We start from the raw sequence: 18,245 nt of genomic DNA on the forward strand, positions 1-18,245 counted from the left end.
AAACAGGTGGACCGGCCGGTCCCGGCCCCTGATTCCCGTACTGCGCAGGCATGGAAGGACGCCTGATGTACCGGAAAGGGGCCGGGACCGGCCGGGGGGTAGGAGGGCACGCCCGGGAGTGCGGTGTTGCGGCACTCCCCGGCAGCTGCTGCCTCTCAGCGTAGTCCCGTACGGCTCAGCTCAGGGAAAACACCGCCACCGTGCGTCCCGGGACGGTGAAGCTCCCCGAACTCCTCTCGTACGTCGACTCTTTGACGGTAGGATCCGCGCCCGCAGCCTGGACGGGATGCAGGGCGTACCGCTGCCCGGCCAGGCCGGCGATCTTCTGGGTCTCGGTTCCGGGGGTCGCGTTGAGGACGACCACCAGCTTTCCGAGCCTCATGGTGATCACACCCGGCGTCTCGTCCTTCCCGGAGAGCGGGAAGGACAGGGCGGACTGGACCTGCTCGGCGGTGGAGAGGTCGAAGTCCTTCTCCGTGGAGCGGATGGTGAGCAGGTCCTGGTACGCGGCGGACGCGCCGTTGATCTGTGCGCAGCCGGGGCTGAGCGCGGCCCCGGTCAGCAGTGGCTTGGCATAGGACCACTTGGACTCGTTGTCGGCGGCCGGGGGCAGTCCGCGGCCGAAGCCGTTGCCGTCACGGCAGTCCCAGTGCAGGGCATTGAACCAGTCGCCGCTGTCGTACGAGTTGCGGTCCAGGGACTTGGAGCGCAGCAGATCGGTGCCCGCCTGGGAGAGCGAGGGCCCCTGCGAGAGGGTGGCCGTCGCCATCGCCAGGACCTGCATACGGGCCCGGTCCGCCGCTGGTGTGCCCGCCGGGAGCTTGAACGCGAGTGTGTCGTACAGCGACTCGTTGTCGTGGGCGTCGGCGTAGGCGAGGGCGTCACCGGGGACCGCGGCGTATCCGGCGGGGGTCCCGTTGTAGTCGACGCCGGAGCCCTTGACCGTACGGCCGGAGGAATCGGTGAAGGTGTAGCCGGCGAGGTTGCCGGTGAGGCCGACCTTGATCAGGTCCTGGTAGTGGAGCAGCCGGGCCTTCTGTTCGGCCTTCGTGCCATTGGCGGCCGAGGTGTTGGGGTCGGTGTAGAGACCGGTGGCGAAGCCCTGCACACCCGGATCCTCGTCGAAGGGGCTGCCGCCGCGGACGGCGTCCCGGGCCCGGTCGGAGAAGGTGGCGATGCCGGTATTGGCCATGTTCTTCTGGGTGGCCTGGACGAAGCGGGCGTCGTCGGCGATCTCACCGAAGTTCCAGCCCTCCCCGTACAGGATGATCTTCTTCCCGTCGACGCCGTCCTTGGCCGTGGTCAGCGCGTCGAGCGCCTTGCGGACGGCAAGGATGTTGGCCTTGGGATGGTGGCCCATCAGGTCGAAGCGGAAGCCGTCGACCTTGTACTCCTTGGCCCAGGTGACGACCGAGTCCACGACGAGCTTGCCCATCATGGTGTTCTCGGGCGCGGTGTTGGCGCAGCAGGTGGAGGTGGCGACGGTGCCGTCCTCCAGCAGCCGCTGGTAGTAGCCGGGCACGATCCGGTCGAGCACGGACTTGTCGTCCTGGCCGGAGGCGACGGTGTGGTTGTAGACGACGTCCATGACGGTCCGCAGGCCCGCGCCGTTCAGCCCCTGGACCATCTGCCGGAACTCGACGGTGCGCTTGGTGCCTTCCGGGTCGGAGGCGTACGAGCCCTCGGGGACCGTGTAGTGCAGCGGGTCGTAGCCCCAGTTGAACCCGTCGTTCGCGGCGGCCTTCGCCACGCACGCCTGCTGCTCCTCGGAGTCGGGCGCGTACACGGACAGGTCGCAGGCCGGCTTCTGCTGGGCCGACTTCTTCTCGGGAATGGTGCCGATGTCGAAGGCGGGCAGCAGATGGACGTAGCTCGTGCCGGAGTCGGCGAGCTCCTTGAGGTGTTTCATCCCGTCCGAGCGGGTGTCGGTGAAGGCGAGGTATTCACCGGGGTGCTTCGAGGTACGGTCCGCGATCGAGAAGTCGCGGATGTGCAGCTCCTGGATCTGGGCGTCACGCAGCGGGACGGCGGCGGGCTTCTTCAGCCCGGACCAGCCCTTCGGCGCGAGGCCCGGATCGTCGAGGTCGACCACGAGGCTGCGCGCGGAGTCCGTGGTCAGCGCGGTGGAATAGGGGTCCGTGACCTTGTTGGTGACGATCTTCTGCACGGTGGGCGCCCAGACGTCCACCACATAGCGGTAGGGCTTGCCCGTCCACTTCTCGGTGCCCGTGACGGACCAGACGCCGGTGCGGCCGTCGCGCCGCATCGGGACGCTCTTCCCGTCGAGTTCCAGGGCGACGCTCTGCGCGGTGGGCGCCCAGACGGACAGCGTGGGGCGGCCGTGGTCGAAGACCGGGCCGAGCGAGGCGGTGGCCGCGTTCTTCCCGTAGAGGTCGTCGAGCACTCCCGCGCTCTGTACGCCGGTGGCGGCGATCAGCGCACCGTTGGCGGCGCGCTGGGTGGCGATCAGCTGGCCGCGCAGCGCCTCGCGCACCCTGTCCCGGTCGCGGACGTCGACGGTGAACGCCGGATAGTCCTTGAGGTGCGGGTACTTCGCCTTCTGTGCGTCGGTCAGCGCGGACGGTGCGAGCCGCAGCCACTGCCCCTCGTCGGAGAGTGCCCCGTCGACGACGGAGATACCGCCGCCCGATGCGTGGACGAGCTGCTGGCTGGTGGCTTCGGTCGCCTTCACCTTCCACACGACGGTGTCGGCGTCGATCCACTGCGCCTCGGCCTTGGTGAGGTCGGGCGTGGGTACGCCGCCGGTCTGCGGCAGCAGGTAGCCGGGCGTGGAGCCGAGCATCCAGACCTCGTGCCCGTAGGTGGCGATGTCGAGCGACTGGTCGCTGGGGAGGTCCTTCTCGTCGCCCTTGTGCAGGATGTAGCTGAGCGAGGTCGCGCCGTCGGTGAGCGGCACCTCGAAGGTGGCGCCGGAGGCGTCCTTCTTCACCGGCTGGAGCGGTTTGGCCCAGTCGGTGGGGTCCTTGGCACCGGTCCAGGTGTGCAGCCCCCAGCCGTCGTAGGCGCCGTCGGCCCGGTAGTAGTGCAGTACTGCCTTTGTGGTGTCCTGCGGCGGGTAGGCGCCGTCGGGCGCCTCGTCGGCCTGGCCGTCCTTGCCCTGCTCGATCCAGACCTGCCCGGTCTTCGCGAGATCGATGCTGCGCCGGGGACCGTCGGGGGTGCCGGACTTCTCCACGGTGTACGGGACCGAGGTGGTGCCCTCGTCGAGCTTGAGCCAGGCGAAGGCGCCGTAGGCGTCCCGTCCGATGAAGTCGGCCGTCGTGTCACCGGACTTGACCTGCAGGCCGTCGTAGTCGCCGTCCGCGCGCTTGTAGTGGACGACGGCGTAGTCGCGCTCGACCGCGACGGGCTTCTCGGCGGCTGGTGCCCGGCCCGCGGTGGACGTGGCGAGGGCACTCGCGGTGCGGCCGGCGCGGTCGACGACAACCGCCTTGTACCGAAGGGGGGTTCCGGCGGGAACCGTGTCGCCCACGGTCTGGGTGACCTTGTACGGGGCGTGGTCGGCGGAGCCGAGGGTGACCCACTTGCCGTTGCCGGTCTGGGCGGCGAAGACGACCCGGCCGAGGGATCCGCCGTCGACATCCGCGGAGATCTCGACGGTGCCGGTGGCCCCGGCGGCGGGTGCCGTCAGCGTGATCGAGGGCCTGGCTGCCGGGGCGCCCAGGGTTTTCTCGGCGCGCAGCACGATGCTGGAGAGGGCGGGCACGGTGACGGTGAGCTTCGTGTCGGCGCCGCTGCGAACCGTACCGGAACCGCCGTACAGCGTACGGAAGTTCATGCCGACCGACGCGGTGGGCAGCTCGACCGTCCTCGCCGCGGTGCCGTTGTTGGTGGCGACGACGTACTCGTTCGACCGCTCGGGGTCCGTCCGCGAGAAGGCGTAGACGGATCCATCCGCGTACCGCTCGGTCTGGACGCCGTCACGCAGCGCCGGGTTCTCCTTGGTCAACCTGGAGAGCGCGGCGATGTTCCGGTACAGCGGGTGGCGGGTGTCGTAGGCATCCGAGGCGTGCGTACGGCCGGTGCCCAACTGCTCGTCGTCGAGGTAGTCGGCGGTCTTCGAGGCGAACATGGTCTGGCGGGCGTCCTTGTCGCCGCCCGCGCCGGTGAAGCCCTGCTCGTCGCCGTAGTAGACGACGGGGTTGCCGCGGCTGAGGAACATCAGCTCGTTGGCGAGCTGTGCGCGCTCGACGAGTTCCGCGTCATCGGCCTTCGGGTTGTCCTGCTTCAGGAACGAGCCGATACGTCCCATGTCGTGGTTGCCGAGGAAGGTGACCTGTTCGTAGGCGTTGGCCTTGTCGGTGGTGTACCGGTAGTCGTCACCGAAGACGGCGGCGAGTTTCGAGGCCGGGGCGCCCTGCGAGGCGTACTGGCGTGCCGCTTCCTGGAACGGGAAGTCGAGCGTCGCGTCGAGCCGGCCCCGGGTGACGTAGGGCGAGGTGATGGCCGTGTCGGCGGAGTAGATCTCGCCGAACATGAAGAAGTCCTTGCGCCCGCGCTTGGCCGCGTAGGCGTCGAGGGCGGTCGCCCACTGGGTCCAGAAGTCCAGGTCGACGTGTTTGACGGTGTCGATCCGGAACCCGTCGATATCGAAGTCGCGGACCCACTTCTCGTAGATCTTCTCCATGCCGGAGACGACCTCGGGGCGCTCGGTCCACAGGTCGTCGAGGCCGGAGAAGTCGCCGTACGTGGTGGACTCTCCGGCGTAGGTCGAGTCACCGCGGTTGTGGTACATCGTCGGGTCGTTGAGCCAGGCCGGGACCTTCTCCCCGGTGTTCTTCGGCGTGTACGGGAACGAGTCCGCGTCGACCTTCGCCAGGCCCTTGCTGTCGTCGAACGGGCGGCCGTCCCGGTCGAGGTACGGGTAGGCGCCCTTCGGCTTGTACCCGTACTTCTTCTCGGCGTAGTCGACGGTGTCCGCGGTGTGGTTGGTGATGACGTCGAAGAAGACCTTCATGCCCTTGCCGTGGGCCTTGTCGATCAGTTTCGACAGGTCGGCGTTGGTGCCGAAGTGCGGGTCGACCTGGGTGAAGTCGGTGATCCAGTAGCCGTGGTATCCGGCCGATGCGTCCTTGCCGGTGCCCTGGACGGGGCGGTTCCTGAAGATCGGGGCGAGCCAGATGGCGGTGGTGCCGAGGCCCTTGATGTAGTCGAGCCGCTCGGTCAGCCCCTTGAGGTCGCCGCCCTGGTAGAAGCCCTTGTCCGTGGGGTCGTAGCCGGTCTCCAGGCGCGAGCCGGTGAGGCCGCCGCGGTTGTTCGAGGTGTCGCCGTCGGCGAACCGGTCGGGCATGACGAAGTAGAACTGTTCACGCGTCAGGTCGTGACGGGCGGGCTCGGCGGCGAGCGCCGCGTCCGACGGCGGGCCCGGGGGTCTCGGCGCGGCGGAGGCGGCTGCCGCCGGGACGACGGGGAGGAGCGCCGCGCAGAGTGCGGCGACGGCTCCCCGTCTGAGGGTGGAACGGGACACGGGCGGGGTCTCCTTGGTTGCGAGGGCTATGGGGTTCTCGGGGTGGACGGTCCTGTGGGCTGGAGCGAGGTCCGACGCCCTGATGGCCCCCGCTCCCCTGTTCAGCCCCCGGACCGGGACGACGTCGTCGGCCGCCCCGGCCCGGCCGCCGGGTTCAGCTGCGCCAGACGTCGCTCGTCAGCGCCGCCTTGCCGGAGGGCGGCACCGTCGCGGTGCGGTTCGCGCCGCTCTCCCAAGTGACGTTGCCGCTCGCGTCCTTGCGGAGGTACTTGTACTCGAACGACGTACCGGCAGGCATGTTCACATCGAGCTTCCAGACCGGGTACGTGGCCGGGTCGAGTTTCAGCGCGCTGCCGGTGTTCCAGTTGCCGAGGGCGGCCTGGTTGCCGGTCACGTAGATGTTCTGGCCCAGCTGTGTGGTGGCGTCGACTCCGAACGATGCGCCGGAGGTGCCGGTGCCCGGGTCCGTGGTGCCGCCGCCCGCGCAGGTACGGGCGTTCACCTGGAGCGCCAGGGCCGTGTTGGCGCCGAGCGTCGCGGTGAACTGGCCGGAGCCGTCGACGGTGACGCCCTTGCCGGACTGGATGTCGCAGTAGTCACCGGCGGGCAGCGACGTCTGGAACGTACGGGTCAGCGAGGAGCCCTCGTGGTTGATCGCGACGTATGCCTTCGCGCCGCGGCCGAACGCGATCCGGTCGCCGCCGTTGTCCCACCAGTTGGTGACGGCCTCCCCGCGCGCGGTGTTGCGGAAGCCGACCATGGAGGAGATCTCGCGCCAGGCGTGCTGGCACTTCCAGCCGTCGCTGTAACAGGCGTTGACCGTGCCGCCATTGGGCGGACCGGCGTCCTTGTCGGACCACTCGTAGCCGGAGTGGACGTCGGGCGAGCCGTACGGCCAGGCCAGCATGAAGACATTGGCGAGGGTGTAGTTCGCGCCGTCCTTGTAGTTCAGGGTGTCGCCGCCGCGCTCGGTGTCGTGGTTGTCGACGAAGACCGCGGCCTTCGACGAGGGCATGAAGCCCCAGCCCTCGCCGTAGTTCTTCAGGTAGGCGAGGTTCTCGTTGTTGAAGACCTGCTTGAGGCTGCGGGCGTAGCGGAACTCCTGGACGTCCCCCGTGCCGGTGTACTCGTCGGGCGAGACGGCCTCGCCCGCGCCGTAGATCGCCTCCTGCTTCCAGTAGACGCCGGGGTTGTTCAGCCGCGACTTGATGTTGGCGAGGTCGGCCGCGGGCATGTGCTTGGCGGCGTCGATGCGGAAGCCGTCGACTCCGAGGGAGAGCAGGTCGTTGAGGTATCCGGCGATCCTGCCGCGGACGTAGTCCTCGCCGGTGTCGAGGTCGGCGAGGCCGACGAGTTCGCAGTTCTGGACGTTGGCCCGGTCCTGGTAGTTGCTGATCTGCGCGGTGCAGTCGTCCATGTCGGCCGCGGAGTACACGCCGGGGTAGTTGTACTTGGTGTACGAGGAGCCGCCGGTGCCGGTGCCCGATCCCGCCGCCATGTGGTTGATGACGGAGTCGGCGACGACCTTGACGCCCGCGCTGTGGCAGGTGCTGACCATGTTGGCGAAGGAGGCACGGTCGCCGAGCCGTCCGGCGATCTTGTAACTGACCGGCTGGTACGAGGTCCACCACTGGCCGCCCTGGATGTGTTCCTGGGGCGGCGAGACCTGTACGTAGCCGTAGCCGGCCGGGCCGAGGGAGTCCGTGCACGCCCTGGCCACGGAGTCGAACTTCCACTCGAAGAGAACGGCGGTGACGTCCTTGTCGCCCGGGGTGGAGGCCTGGGCGGTCGTGGTGGGGGCCACGAGAGCGGCGGCGCCTGCTATCAGGGCGAGCGCCGCAGACAGTGGTCTGCGTGCCATGTTTCCTCCTGCTGTGGGGGAAATGCGGGTGACGGTGCAGCCTCACGTGGCAACGCGCCCTGCCCTCAAGGCTCCTGAAGGTTCTTGCTGCAAGAATGCAAACCTTGCCGCGGTGCAGACCGTACGAGCCTGTCCGGTCTCGGTCAACCCTTTGGACACCGCCCGCTTACATCCACGAAATCCAGCAGTTTTCTTTCTGCAAGGTCTTACGCAAAACATTGCAGCACTGTTACGTTTGACCCGACTCCGGTCCGGTCGGCCGGGGGTTCCGGTGACCCCGGACCCCACGCGCCCGGCCGGCCGGGCCGGTCACGGACAAGAGAGGCACCCGGAGTCGCTCACTCCCCGCCGGCCCATTCAGGGCCGACTCCCGGTGCCTCTCCTGTACGCCCGGACACCTTCGCGCCGGGCCTCAGACGCCGCGAACCGCGGCGGTGGAGCCCCGCACCACCAGCTCCGGCTGGAACACATACTCCGTACGCTGCACGGGGCTGCCGCCGATCTCCTCCAGCAGGGCGCTCACCGCGGCCGCCGCCATCGCCTGTACGGGCTGACGCACCGTCGTCAGCGGCGGATCGGTGAACGCGATCAGCTGCGAGTCGTCGAAACCCACCACCGACACATCGCGCGGCACGTCGAACCCGCGCTCCCGGGCCGCACGCACCACGCCGAGCGCCATCAGGTCGCTGCCGCAGACGATGCCGGTGCACCCCTGGTCGAGCAGCGCACCGGCCGCGACCTGACCGCCCTCGACGCTGAACAGCGTGGAGCAGACGAGGAGTTCGGCCGCGGCGCGGCCCAGACCCAGCAGGTTCACGGCAGCCTCGACGAAGCCCTCCCGTTTGCGGCGGGCCGGCACATAGCGCTGCGGTCCGATGGCCAGGCCGACCCTGCGGTGGCCGAGATCGGCGAGGTGTCCGACGGCCATCCGTACGGCGGCGGAGTCGTCGGGCGAGACGAAGGGGGCGCTGATCCGTTCGTTGTAGCCGTTGATCAGGACGAACGGCACGCCGCGCTCGGTGAGCGCGGCGTACCGGGCCGGGTCGGCCGACATGTCGGCGTGCAGCCCGGAGAGGAAGACGATCCCGCCGACGCCCCGCTCGACGAGCTGCTCGACGAGCTCGTCCTCGGTGGCGCCGCCGGGCAGCTGGGTGCAGAGCACCGGGGTGTAGCCGTGCCCGGCCAGTACCTGTTCGACGGACTGCGCGAACGCCGGGAAGATCGGGTTGGTGAGCTCGGGCGTCACCAGTCCGATCAGCCCGGCGCTGCGCTGCCGCAGCCGTACGGGGCGTTCGTAGCCCAGGACGTCCAGCGCCGCGAGCACCCGCTGACGCGTGGTGTCCGCGACGCCCGGTTTCCCGTTGAGTACCCGGCTGACGGTCGCCTCGCTGACCGCTGCCTGGCCGGCGATGTCCGAGAGCCTCGGCGCACCGCCGGCCCCAGGGCCTCTGGGCAGGGGGACGGTCACACCGTCCACCACACCGTGGTGTCCGCGGGCAGCTCGATCTCGGCGCCGTCGGCGGCGACCGGGGTGCTGGACAGCAGGACGGTGCCGCGTACCGGGATGCGTACCGGACGGCCTGTCGTGTTGACGGTGCAGACGAATCCGGGCCGGGCGAAGATCAGCAGACCCTCGGGGGCCTGGAGCCACTCCACCGCGGTGCCTGCGCCGAGCCCCGGGTGCACCCGGCGGGCGGCGATCGCGGCCCGGTACAGCTCCAGCGTGGAATCGGCTTCGCCGGTCTGCGCCTCGACGCTCAGCCCGCCCCAGCTGTCGGGCTGGGGCAGCCAGCTGCCGCCGCTGCCGAAGCCGTACGAGCTGCCGTCGCGGGTCCACGGAATCGGCACCCGGCAGCCGTCGCGGAAGCCGTCCTGGCCCTCCGCGCGGAAGAACGACGGGTCCTGGCGGGCCTCGTCGGGCAGGTCGGTGACGTCGGGCAGGCCCAGCTCCTCGCCCTGGTAGACATACGCGGAACCGGGCAGCGCCAGCATCAGCAGGGTGGCGGCGCGGGCCCGGCGCAGGCCCAGCTCGCGGTCGCCGGCCGTGCGGATCTGAGTGCCGAGGCCGGGCGGGTTGGCGAACCGGGTGGCGTGCCGGGTCACGTCGTGGTTGGAGAGCACCCAGGTGGTGGGGGCGCCGACCGGGCGCATCGCGTCGAGCGAGGTGTCGATGACCTTGCGGAGTTCGGCGGCGTCCCAGGCGGTGGAGAGGTACTGGAAGTTGAACGCCTGGTGCATCTCGTCGGGGCGCACGTAGTTGGCGGTGCGCTCGACGGTCGGGGTCCAGGCCTCGGCGACGGCGATCCGCGCGCCGGGGTACTCGTCGAGGATGGTGCGCCAGGAGCGGTAGATGTCGTGGACACCGTCCTGGTCGAAGAACGGCATGACGTCGTTGCCGAGCAGCTTGAGCTGGTCGTGGGTGCCGAGGTCGGGCAGGCCCTCGGCCTTGACGAGCCCGTGGGCGACGTCGACCCGGAAGCCGTCGACACCCATGTCGAGCCAGAAGCGCAGGATCGAGCGGAACTCGTCGGCGACGGCCGGGTGTTCCCAGTTGAAGTCGGGCTGCTCGGGCGCGAACAGGTGCAGGTACCAGTCGCCCGGGGTGCCGTCCGGGTCGGTGGTCCGGGTCCAGGCGGGGCCACCGAAGATGGACTCCCAGTCGTTGGGCGGGAGTTCGCCGTCCGCGCCCTTGCCGGGGCGGAAGTGGTAACGCTCTCGCAGCGCGGAGCCGGGGCCCTCGGCGAGGGCGCGCTTGAACCACTCGTGCTGGTCGGAGGAGTGGTTGGGCACCAGGTCCACGATGATCCGCAGGCCCAGGTCATGGGCGTCCCGGATCAGCGCGTCGGCGTCCAGCAGGGTGCCGAACATCGGGTCGATGGCACGGTAGTCGGCGACGTCGTAGCCCGCGTCGGCCTGCGGGGACGCGTAGAACGGGCTGAGCCAGACCGCGTCGACGCCGAGGTCCTTGAGGTACGGAAGTCTGTCCCGTACGCCTGCGAGATCGCCCATGCCGTCGCCGTTGCCGTCGGCGAAGCTCCGCGGATAGACCTGGTAGATCACCGCGTCCTGCCACCAGCCGGTCTGGTGGGCCGGAGCGTCGCCGGACGTGCCGGTGGAGGGGGCAGCGAGGTGCTGGGTCATGTCGTCCCTGGGGTGTCTGGGTGGGGAGCGTCGCCGGGACCGGGTCGGGATTCCGGCGACGCCGTGACTTGGTGCGTGCGGTTCGTACGGGGCGGGCCGCGTCAGAGGCTGTCGGGTGACCTCGGACCGGAAAGCGGACGCGGTCTGGTGCGTGCGATTCCAAGGCGGAGGAGGGAGGCGACGCGAAGGGGGCCCCTCCCATGCCCTTGAGGCTATGGGGGAGTCGCCGACCGACGACAACGCGGGAAGCGTGCGTGCCAGGGCGTGGCCGCCCGGTCAGAGGTCACCCGACAGCCTCTCAGCCCTTGACGGCTCCGGCGGACATGCCGGTGACCAGATGGCGCTGGGCGAAGAGGAAGACCAGGGCCGCAGGTATCGCAATGAGCACGGACGCGGCGGTCATCGGCCCCCACTGGGCTCCGTACTGGTTGACGAAGAGCTGCAGTCCGCCCGCGAGGGTGAGGTTGTCCTCGCCGACCATGAAGGCGGAGGCGTACGCCACTTCGCCCCATGCGGTGATGAAGGAGTAGAACGCGGTGACGGCGAGGCCGGGCTTGGCGAGCGGCAGGATGAGCCGCCAGAACGTGCCGAACGGGGTGAGGCCGTCGACCTGCCCGGACTCGTCGATCTCGCGCGGGATGGTGTCGAAGAAGCCCTTCATCATCCAGGCACAGAACGGCACCGAGATGGTCAGGTAGGTGATGACGAGGCCGGCGGGCTGATTCAGCAGCCCCAAGCCCGACATGATGTTGTAGATCGGCACGATGAGGACGGCGACCGGGAACATCTGGGTGATCAGCAGCGTCCACATCAGCCCGCGCTTGCCGGGGAAGCGGAAGCGGCTGACGGCATAGCCGGTGGAGGCGGAGACGATGACGCCGAGAAGCGTGGTGAGCCCCGCGATGAGCAGGGAGTTGCCGAACCAGGTGAGGAACTTCGTGTTCTGGATCAGGTTCGTATAGTTCTCGAATGTCGTCTCTTTGAAGAAGTCCGTGGTGGTCGCGTACGCGGCGGGCTTCAGCGAGGTGAGCAGGACCCACAGCACGGGGAAGACGGCGATCACGGACGCGACGATGAGTGTGAGGTGCAGCCCGACGGAGGCGATCGGCGAACGCTCGCCGCGCCGCCGGACCTTGCGCGCGGAGTGCCGTGCGGGGGTCGCCGGGACGGTGGTTGCGGGGGCGGTGGTCACCAGTCGTCTCCCCTGTGTGCGCAGGACTCGCCGGTAGACGGCGGCGAAGATCATCAGGAGTACGAGGATCAGCACGCCCCAGGTGGAGGACTGCGCGAAGTCGCGCGGGCTGATCTCGAAGGAGAACTTGTACGCCTGGGTGACCAGGATCTGGGTGGCTTCACCGGGTCCGCCGCGGGTCAGCAGGTAGATCACCGGGAACATGTTGAAGGTCCAGATGGTGGAGAGCAGGATCACCGTGGTGGAGACCGGCCGCAGTCCGGGCAGTGTGATGTGGCGGAACCGCTGCCAGGCGGTGGCGCCGTCCATCTCCGCGGCCTCGTACTGCTCACTGGGGATCGACTGCAGTCCGCCGAGCAGCGCGACCATCATGAACGGCACACCGAGCCAGACGTTGACGGCGATGACGGAGAGCTTCGCCCAGGTGGGGTCGTTCAGCCACGGGACGGCGTCGATTCCGCCGCCGGAGAGGATCTTGTTGAGCAGCCCGCGGTCCTCGTTGTAGAGGAAGCGCCAGGCGAAGACGGAGACGAAACCGGGGATGGCCCAGGGCAGGATGAGCGCCATCCGGTACGCGGAGCGTCCGGCGATCCTGCGGTTGAGGATGTTGGCGAGGGCCATGCCGAGGGAGAAGGTGATGGCCACACAGGAGACCGTCCACACCAGGGTCCACCCGAGCGTGCCGAGGAACTGATTGCCGGTGAGCGCCTCGGTGTAGTTGTCCAGGCCCACGAACTTGTATGTGGCGGGCATGTGGTTGACACCGATGGACCGCTCGACGTTGCGCTCATTGGCATCGGTCATCGACAGGTAGATGCCGCGGACCAGCGGGTAGCCGATGATCACGCCGATCACGACGACGACCGGGGCGACCATGGTCCAGGCGTACCAGTGAGTCGACAGAGCCCGCCGGAGCCTGCTCGGCGGCGGGGGGTTGCCAGTACCGCGGCTGCGGCCGCGGGCGACGTCGTCGCCCGCGGCCTTCGCCACCGACTGGCTGGTGTGGACAGCCATCAGTCGGCCTGCCTTCCTGTTACTTCCAGCCCTTGAGGAGCTTGCGGTAGGAGTCGCCGGTGGTCTTGACGGCCTTCTCCGGCGTGGTCTGGCCGGTCAGGACCTTGGTGTACTCGGTGACGAGCGGCGCGAAGAGGCTGCCGGTCTCCGGGATCCAGGGGCGCTCGACGGCGGTCTCGACAACGGGCTTGAAGAAGCCGACGATCTCGTTGTCGACGACGTCCTGCTTGGCGTAGGCGGAGGTACGGGTCGGCAGGAGGCTCAGCTCCTTGGTGACCTTGGCCTGGGTGTCGGCGGACGTCATGTAGTCGACGAACGCGTAGGAGGCGTCGAGGTTCTTCGAGCCCGCGTACACGGCCAGGTTGTGACCGCCCTGCGGGGCGCCCTGCGCGGCGGAGCCGGCCGGGACCGGGGCGATACCCAGGTTGGCCTTGTCCTTGAACTCCTTGCCGGCGTAGGTGTCGGCGACGGCCCACGGGCCGTTGATCATCATGGCGACCTTGCCGTCCTTGAAGGACGCCTGCATGTTCTCCCAGCCGTCCGTGGCATCGGTCTTGGCCGCACCGGAGTCGACGAGGTCCTTGACGACCTTCATCGCCTTGACGCCCTCGGGGTTGTCGATGGTGACGGACTTGGTGGAGGCGTCGACCATGTCGCCGCCCTCGCCGTACAGGAAGGAGAGGAACCAGTACGCGTCGTCGCCGCGCAGGTACATGCCGGTCTTGCCGGTCTTGTCCTTGATCTTCTTGGAGACGGTCTTCAGCTCGTCGATGGTCTTGGGGACCTCGACGCCGGCCTCCTTGAAGATCTTCTTGTTGTAGAAGATACCCATGGAGTCGATGACCTGCGGCACCGCGTACGTCTTGTCCTTGTACTTGGTGGACGCGGCGGCCTGCTTCAGGAAGTCGTCCGGCTTCTGCAGCGCGGCGGTGCCGTCGAGCGGGGCGAGGTAGCCGAGGTCCGCGAACTCGGGGGTCCAGGCGACCTCGGAGCGGATGACGTCGGGGGCGTCGGAGCCGGACTGGGCCGCGTTCTTGAACTTGTTCTGCGCATCGCCGAAGGGCACGTTGACGTACTTGATGTGGACCTTCGGGTGCTGCTTGGTGAAGTCCTCAGCGATCTTCTTGAAGACCTTGTCCTCGCTGCCCGCGGTGGAGGTGTCCCACCACGTCACCGTGCCGGAGAGCTCGCCCGAGCTCTTGCTCGTGCCGTCGGACTTGCTGTCGCTGCCGCAGGCGGTCGCCGCGAGCGCCAGGGCCGCGACCAGGGCGGTGGCCGTTATGCCACGTCGCATCTGAACTCCTTCAACTGCCGTACCGCTCCGTCGCGGCGCCGGGTCGACGTGAACGTAACAAGGATGAAAGAACGCGGAAAGAGTTTGCGGAAGATTTCTGCAAGCGCCGCCGATCGTTACATTCGCGTGTCCTCACGGTTGCCGTCAAGCCTCTTGACGCGGGCCATCAATCCCTGGCAGAGGCAGGCCACAGCCCACGCTCCCGTAGTGCGATGATCTGACTGCCCTCTGCAATCCGGGCTCGCAAGACCTTGCAAGATGTTGCCGCGATCCCACCCCGGACCACCCCACAGGTACGGTCGCCCGATTCCTGCGGATGGTGGGCAATCCGACATACGCCCGGTACAGTCCACTTCCATGACCGCACGGCTTGCCGATATCGCAACTCAGGCGGGGGTCAGCGAAGCGACGGTCAGCCGTGTACTGAACGGCAAGCCCGGTGTTGCAGCGGCCACCCGTGAATCCGTCCTCGCCGCGCTCGACGTTCTCGGCTACGAACGGCCCGTACGGCTGCGCAGACGCAGCGCGGGACTGGTCGGGCTGATCACGCCCGAGCTGGAGAACCCCATCTTCCCGGCGCTGGCCCAGGTCATCGGCCAGGCTCTGACCAGGCAGGGCTACACCCCGGTGCTGGCGACCCAGACCCCCGGCGGTTCCACCGAGGACGAGCTGACCGAGATGCTGGTCGACCGTGGCGTCTCGGGCATCATCTTCGTCTCCGGGCTGCACGCCGACACCTCGGCCGATATGCAGCGCTACGAGCAACTGCGCGCCCAGGGCGTCCCGTTCGTCCTGGTCAACGGCTTCTCGCCCAAGGTCCAGGCACCGTTCATCTCGCCGGACGACCGGGCCGCGATGCGGCTCGCGGTGACCCACCTCGTGTCGCTGGGCCATCAGCGCATCGGACTGGCGGTCGGGCCCAAGCGGTTCGTGCCGGTCCTGCGCAAGATCGAGGGCTTCCGTTCCACCGTGCAGGAGCAGTTGAACCTCGCCCCGGACGAGGTGGAGGAGCTGATCCAGCACTCGCTGTTCACCCTGGAGGGCGGGCAGGCCGCCGCGTCGGCGCTGATGGAACGGGGCTGCACGGCGGTGGTGTGTGCGAGCGACATGATGGCGCTCGGCGCGATCAGGGCCGCCCGCCGGCTGTCGATGGAGGTGCCGCGCGATCTGTCGGTGGTCGGTTACGACGACTCGCCGCTCATAGCGTTCACCGATCCGCCGTTGACCACGATCCGTCAGCCGGTCACGGCCATGGGCCAGGCCGCCGTGCGCACCCTCCTGGAGGAGATCGGCGGCACACCCGCTCCGCACAGCGAGTTCGTCTTCATGCCCGAACTGGTCGTTCGTGGTTCAACGGCCGCGGGTCCCGGGCCCGCTCCGGCCTCCGCCGTCGGAGCCGTTCCGGGATCACACGCCCGCTCTTAGGAGCGTACTGAAGATCTTGGCGCGCATTACCAGCAGTCAGATGTGCAGCCCCGAACCGATCGGAGGATGATCGGGCGGGGGCAACATTTCTGGCAGACTCTGTGCCTATGGGTGAATTGAGCGTGACTGCACAGGAAGGCCGGCCGGAGGCCACCCCGTCACCCATCGTGGACGAGGCGGCCCCCACGGCGAACGCTCGGCAGAACGCCGGGGGGCAGGGCGGCGGCCCGGCGAGACTGCGTTCCCTGCGATCCCCTCGTCGGCCGCGCATCTGGTTCGAAATCCTGTTGGTTGCAGCCAGTTACTGGGTGTACTCGCTGGTGCGCAACGCCGTCCCCGAGCAGAAGGCCGAAGCCCTCCACAATGCCGACTGGATCTGGTCGGTCGAGACCTACCTGGGCATCGCCGTGGAGCAGACGGTCAACCATGCGGTGAATTCAGTGACATGGCTGATCGTGTCGATGAACTACTACTACGCGACACTGCACTTCATCGTCACCGTCTGTGTGCTGGTGTGGCTGTTCCACCGTCACCCCGGCCGTTACGCGGCGGCCCGTCTGGCCCTGTTCGCGACTACGGCCGTGGCACTGCTCGGCTACTACTTGTATCCACTGGCGCCGCCCCGCCTGATGAACGGCGGCCACTTCATCGACACCGTCCTGGTCCATCAGACCTGGGGGTCGATGGCCTCGGGCAACTTCAAGAACATGTCGAACCAGTACGCGGCGATGCCCTCGATGCACATCGGCTGGTCTCTCTGGTGCGGCCTGACCATCTTCGCGTTGGCCTCCGCCCCCTGGGCGCGCATCCTGGGCCTGCTCTACCCGGCAGTCACCCTGCTGGTGATCGTGGCGACAGCCAACCACTTCTGGCTGGACGCGCTGGGTGGCATGACGTGTCTGGCCTTCGGTTACGCGATCTCGTACGCCTGGTACGACTCGCTGCCGCACCACCTCCCGAAGCAGGTTCCGCTGCCGTGGGAGAGGCCGCGGCCGGCCGGCCTGTCCGCGGGCACGCCGATCCGGACACAGCGCCCGGCGACGGAGACGGCAGCACGCGATTCAAGCCCGTCCGGCGCTTGACGCTTCGAGGACATCTTTCAGCCCGTCCGGCGTTCGAGGACCGGGGGCCGGGGCGGAGCAGCCGCATATCGGCGCTGCCGGGAAGGGACGGGGGTGGGGCACCGGCCCGCCGCGGGCGCCCGCCCTCTCCACGCCGCCCCGCCCCACCTCACCCCCTGTGCACCACACGCCCCCCGCACACCGTGACCCTCACCGGTGCCTCCCCCACCTCGTCCGCCGGGGCAAGCACCGGGTCCACCCCGAGCGCCGTCAGATCGGCCCGGTATCCCACGGCGATCCGCCCCGCGACCCCCTGCTCCCCGGCAGCGACCGCCGCGTGCGAGGTGCATCCCTCCAGGGCCATCAGCCCCGTCAGCGCCTGCTCAGCGGTGACCGGCTCGGTGTCGTACGCCCCGGGCAGCCGCCGCAGCCGGGCCGTGGCCAGCACCTGCCGTACGTCGTAGTGGGCGATCGGCCAGTCCGAGCCCAGCGCCAGATACGCCCCGGCATCGCGCAGGTCCCGGCAGCGCCAGGCCCGGCCGGCCCGCTCGTCGCCGAGCCGTTTCGACCACTCGTCGGTGTGGTCGGCACGGGTGTACGCGGTGTGCGTGGGCTGCATCGAGGCGATCACCCCGAGCGAGGCGAACCGGGCGGCCAGGACCCGCGGCACGGTCTCGATGTGCTCGATGCGGTGGCGCAGCCGACCGCTCTCCCCCAGCGCCTCCACCGTGTCCAGCACATGCCGCACGGCCGCGTCCCCGATGGCGTGCGTGGCGGTCCCCACCCCGGCGCGGTGCAGATGGTGAACAGCAGCGGTGTACGCCTCCGGGTCCGGCCAGAACGCCTCCGTGCCCTCCCCGTGGCAGTCGGCGTGTTCCAGCCACGCGGTGCCGCCCTCGACGGTGCCGTCCATGAAGAACTTCACGCCGCCGACCCGCCAGAGCCGGCCCGCCTTGCTCTGCACGCGTACCAGCTCGTCCAGGGCCTCCTTGTCGGCGCCCGGCATGCACCAGGGCGCCAGCCGGAGCCGTACCGGCAGATCCGTCTCCTCCTCCACCGCGGCCAGCAGCTCGGGCACGGAACCGTCGCCGAGGTCCATCACATGAGCCCCGGTCAGACCGGTGGCGGCCATGCCGGAGAGGAGTTCCACGAGGCGGGTGCGGCGCTCGGCGTACGAGGGCCTGGGCAGCAGTCCGGCGACCAGATCCATCGCGGCGTGCTCGATCAGATGGCCGGTGGCACGCCCGTCGGGGTCGCAGACGACGGTGGAGCGCTGGGCGAAGGTGCGGGGGCCTGTGATCCCGGCTCGTTCCAGGGCCGCGCCGCTGACCAGGGCGGAGTGCCCGTCGTAGAGCCGGATGAAGGCGGGTGCGCCACCGATGGCGTCCTCGATGAGGGCCCGGTCGACGGGCCGGCCGCCGAAGGCGTTGTGGTCCAGGCCCCAGGCGATGACCCAGCCCTCGGTCCGTTCGGCCCCGGCGAGTGCGGCCCGCAGTCGGCCGAGGTCGCGGACAGCGGTGAGGTCCGTGCCGGTGGCCATCTCCAGGCCCCAGACGGGGTGACTGTGCGCATCGACCAGGCCGGGCGTGAGGGTGGCCCCGGCCAGATCGACTCTCTCCGTGCCGGTCCCGTGCCACTCGCGCAGTTCGGCCTCGTCGCCGACGGCGGTGATCACCCCATCCTTGACCGCCACGGCGGTGGCTTCGGGCCGGGCCGGGTCGAGGGTGCGGACACGGGCTCCGGTGAGGAGGAGATCGGCTGCGGGCACG

At 69.1% G+C, this 18,245-nt stretch carries 9 protein-coding genes and 1 pseudogene; 2 read left to right on the top strand and 8 right to left on the bottom strand.

Going from position 1 to position 18,245, the window contains the following annotated elements; all coding sequences use genetic code 11:
- Positions 1–175 precede the first annotated feature (175 nt).
- From pulA to GA0115254_RS25445, 7 genes and pseudogenes are all read right to left on the bottom strand, one after another.
- Positions 176–5,488: a pullulanase-type alpha-1,6-glucosidase gene (pulA, locus tag GA0115254_RS25415; protein ID WP_093897601.1), complete on the bottom strand. Its 5,313-nt coding sequence runs from the start codon at positions 5,486–5,488 to the stop codon at positions 176–178.
- A gap of 154 nt (positions 5,489–5,642) precedes the next feature.
- Complete coding sequence (locus tag GA0115254_RS25420; RefSeq protein ID WP_093897602.1) at positions 5,643–7,349, bottom strand: carbohydrate-binding module family 20 domain-containing protein; 1,707 nt, start codon at positions 7,347–7,349, stop codon at positions 5,643–5,645.
- 412 nt (positions 7,350–7,761) lie between these two features.
- The gene (locus GA0115254_RS25425) at positions 7,762–8,829 is read right to left on the bottom strand and encodes a LacI family DNA-binding transcriptional regulator (RefSeq protein WP_093897603.1); all 1,068 of its coding nucleotides are present in this window, start codon (positions 8,827–8,829) and stop codon (positions 7,762–7,764) included.
- On the bottom strand, positions 8,814–10,490 hold the full coding sequence (locus GA0115254_RS25430; RefSeq protein ID WP_093897604.1) for a glycoside hydrolase family 13 protein: 1,677 nt from the start codon (positions 10,488–10,490) through the stop codon (positions 8,814–8,816). Before GA0115254_RS25430 ends, GA0115254_RS25425 begins: the two co-directional genes overlap by 16 nt.
- 298 nt (positions 10,491–10,788) lie before the next feature.
- On the bottom strand, positions 10,789–11,682 hold the full coding sequence (locus tag GA0115254_RS25435; protein ID WP_093897730.1) for a sugar ABC transporter permease: 894 nt from the start codon (positions 11,680–11,682) through the stop codon (positions 10,789–10,791).
- 9 nt (positions 11,683–11,691) lie between these two features.
- Positions 11,692–12,696 (bottom strand): annotated as a pseudogene (locus GA0115254_RS25440) (carbohydrate ABC transporter permease); the annotation flags it as partial.
- A gap of 19 nt (positions 12,697–12,715) precedes the next feature.
- Positions 12,716–13,990 (bottom strand): extracellular solute-binding protein, encoded by a 1,275-nt coding sequence (locus tag GA0115254_RS25445; protein WP_093897605.1) that lies wholly within the window; start codon positions 13,988–13,990, stop codon positions 12,716–12,718.
- 357 nt (positions 13,991–14,347) lie between these two features.
- On the opposite strand from GA0115254_RS25445, the gene GA0115254_RS25450 reads away from it, so the two are divergent.
- Both GA0115254_RS25450 and GA0115254_RS25455 read left to right on the top strand, forming a co-directional pair.
- Complete coding sequence (locus GA0115254_RS25450; protein WP_093897606.1) at positions 14,348–15,415, top strand: LacI family DNA-binding transcriptional regulator; 1,068 nt, start codon at positions 14,348–14,350, stop codon at positions 15,413–15,415.
- A gap of 107 nt (positions 15,416–15,522) precedes the next feature.
- Complete coding sequence (locus GA0115254_RS25455) at positions 15,523–16,497, top strand: phosphatase PAP2 family protein (protein WP_093897607.1); 975 nt, start codon at positions 15,523–15,525, stop codon at positions 16,495–16,497.
- A 148-nt stretch (positions 16,498–16,645) separates the two neighbouring features.
- Here GA0115254_RS25455 and GA0115254_RS25460 read toward each other — a convergent pair whose 3' ends face one another.
- Complete coding sequence (locus GA0115254_RS25460; protein WP_093897608.1) at positions 16,646–18,244, bottom strand: amidohydrolase; 1,599 nt, start codon at positions 18,242–18,244, stop codon at positions 16,646–16,648.
- Position 18,245: the final 1 nt, after the last annotated feature.

This window comes from Streptomyces sp. Ncost-T10-10d (assembly GCF_900091955.1).
GTDB lineage: Bacteria > Actinomycetota > Actinomycetes > Streptomycetales > Streptomycetaceae > Streptomyces.

Bases quoted from the DNA above. Each gene is read 5' to 3' on its own strand.
- GA0115254_RS25430 (WP_093897604.1), bottom strand. From the start codon at position 10,490: ATGACCCAGCACCTCGCTGCCCCCTCCACCGGCACGTCCGGCGACGCT.
- GA0115254_RS25445 (WP_093897605.1), bottom strand. From the start codon at position 13,990: ATGCGACGTGGCATAACGGCCACCGCCCTGGTCGCGGCCCTGGCGCTC.
- GA0115254_RS25450 (WP_093897606.1), top strand. From the start codon at position 14,348: ATGACCGCACGGCTTGCCGATATCGCAACTCAGGCGGGGGTCAGCGAA.
- GA0115254_RS25420 (WP_093897602.1), bottom strand. From the start codon at position 7,349: ATGGCACGCAGACCACTGTCTGCGGCGCTCGCCCTGATAGCAGGCGCC.
- GA0115254_RS25455 (WP_093897607.1), top strand. From the start codon at position 15,523: ATGGGTGAATTGAGCGTGACTGCACAGGAAGGCCGGCCGGAGGCCACC.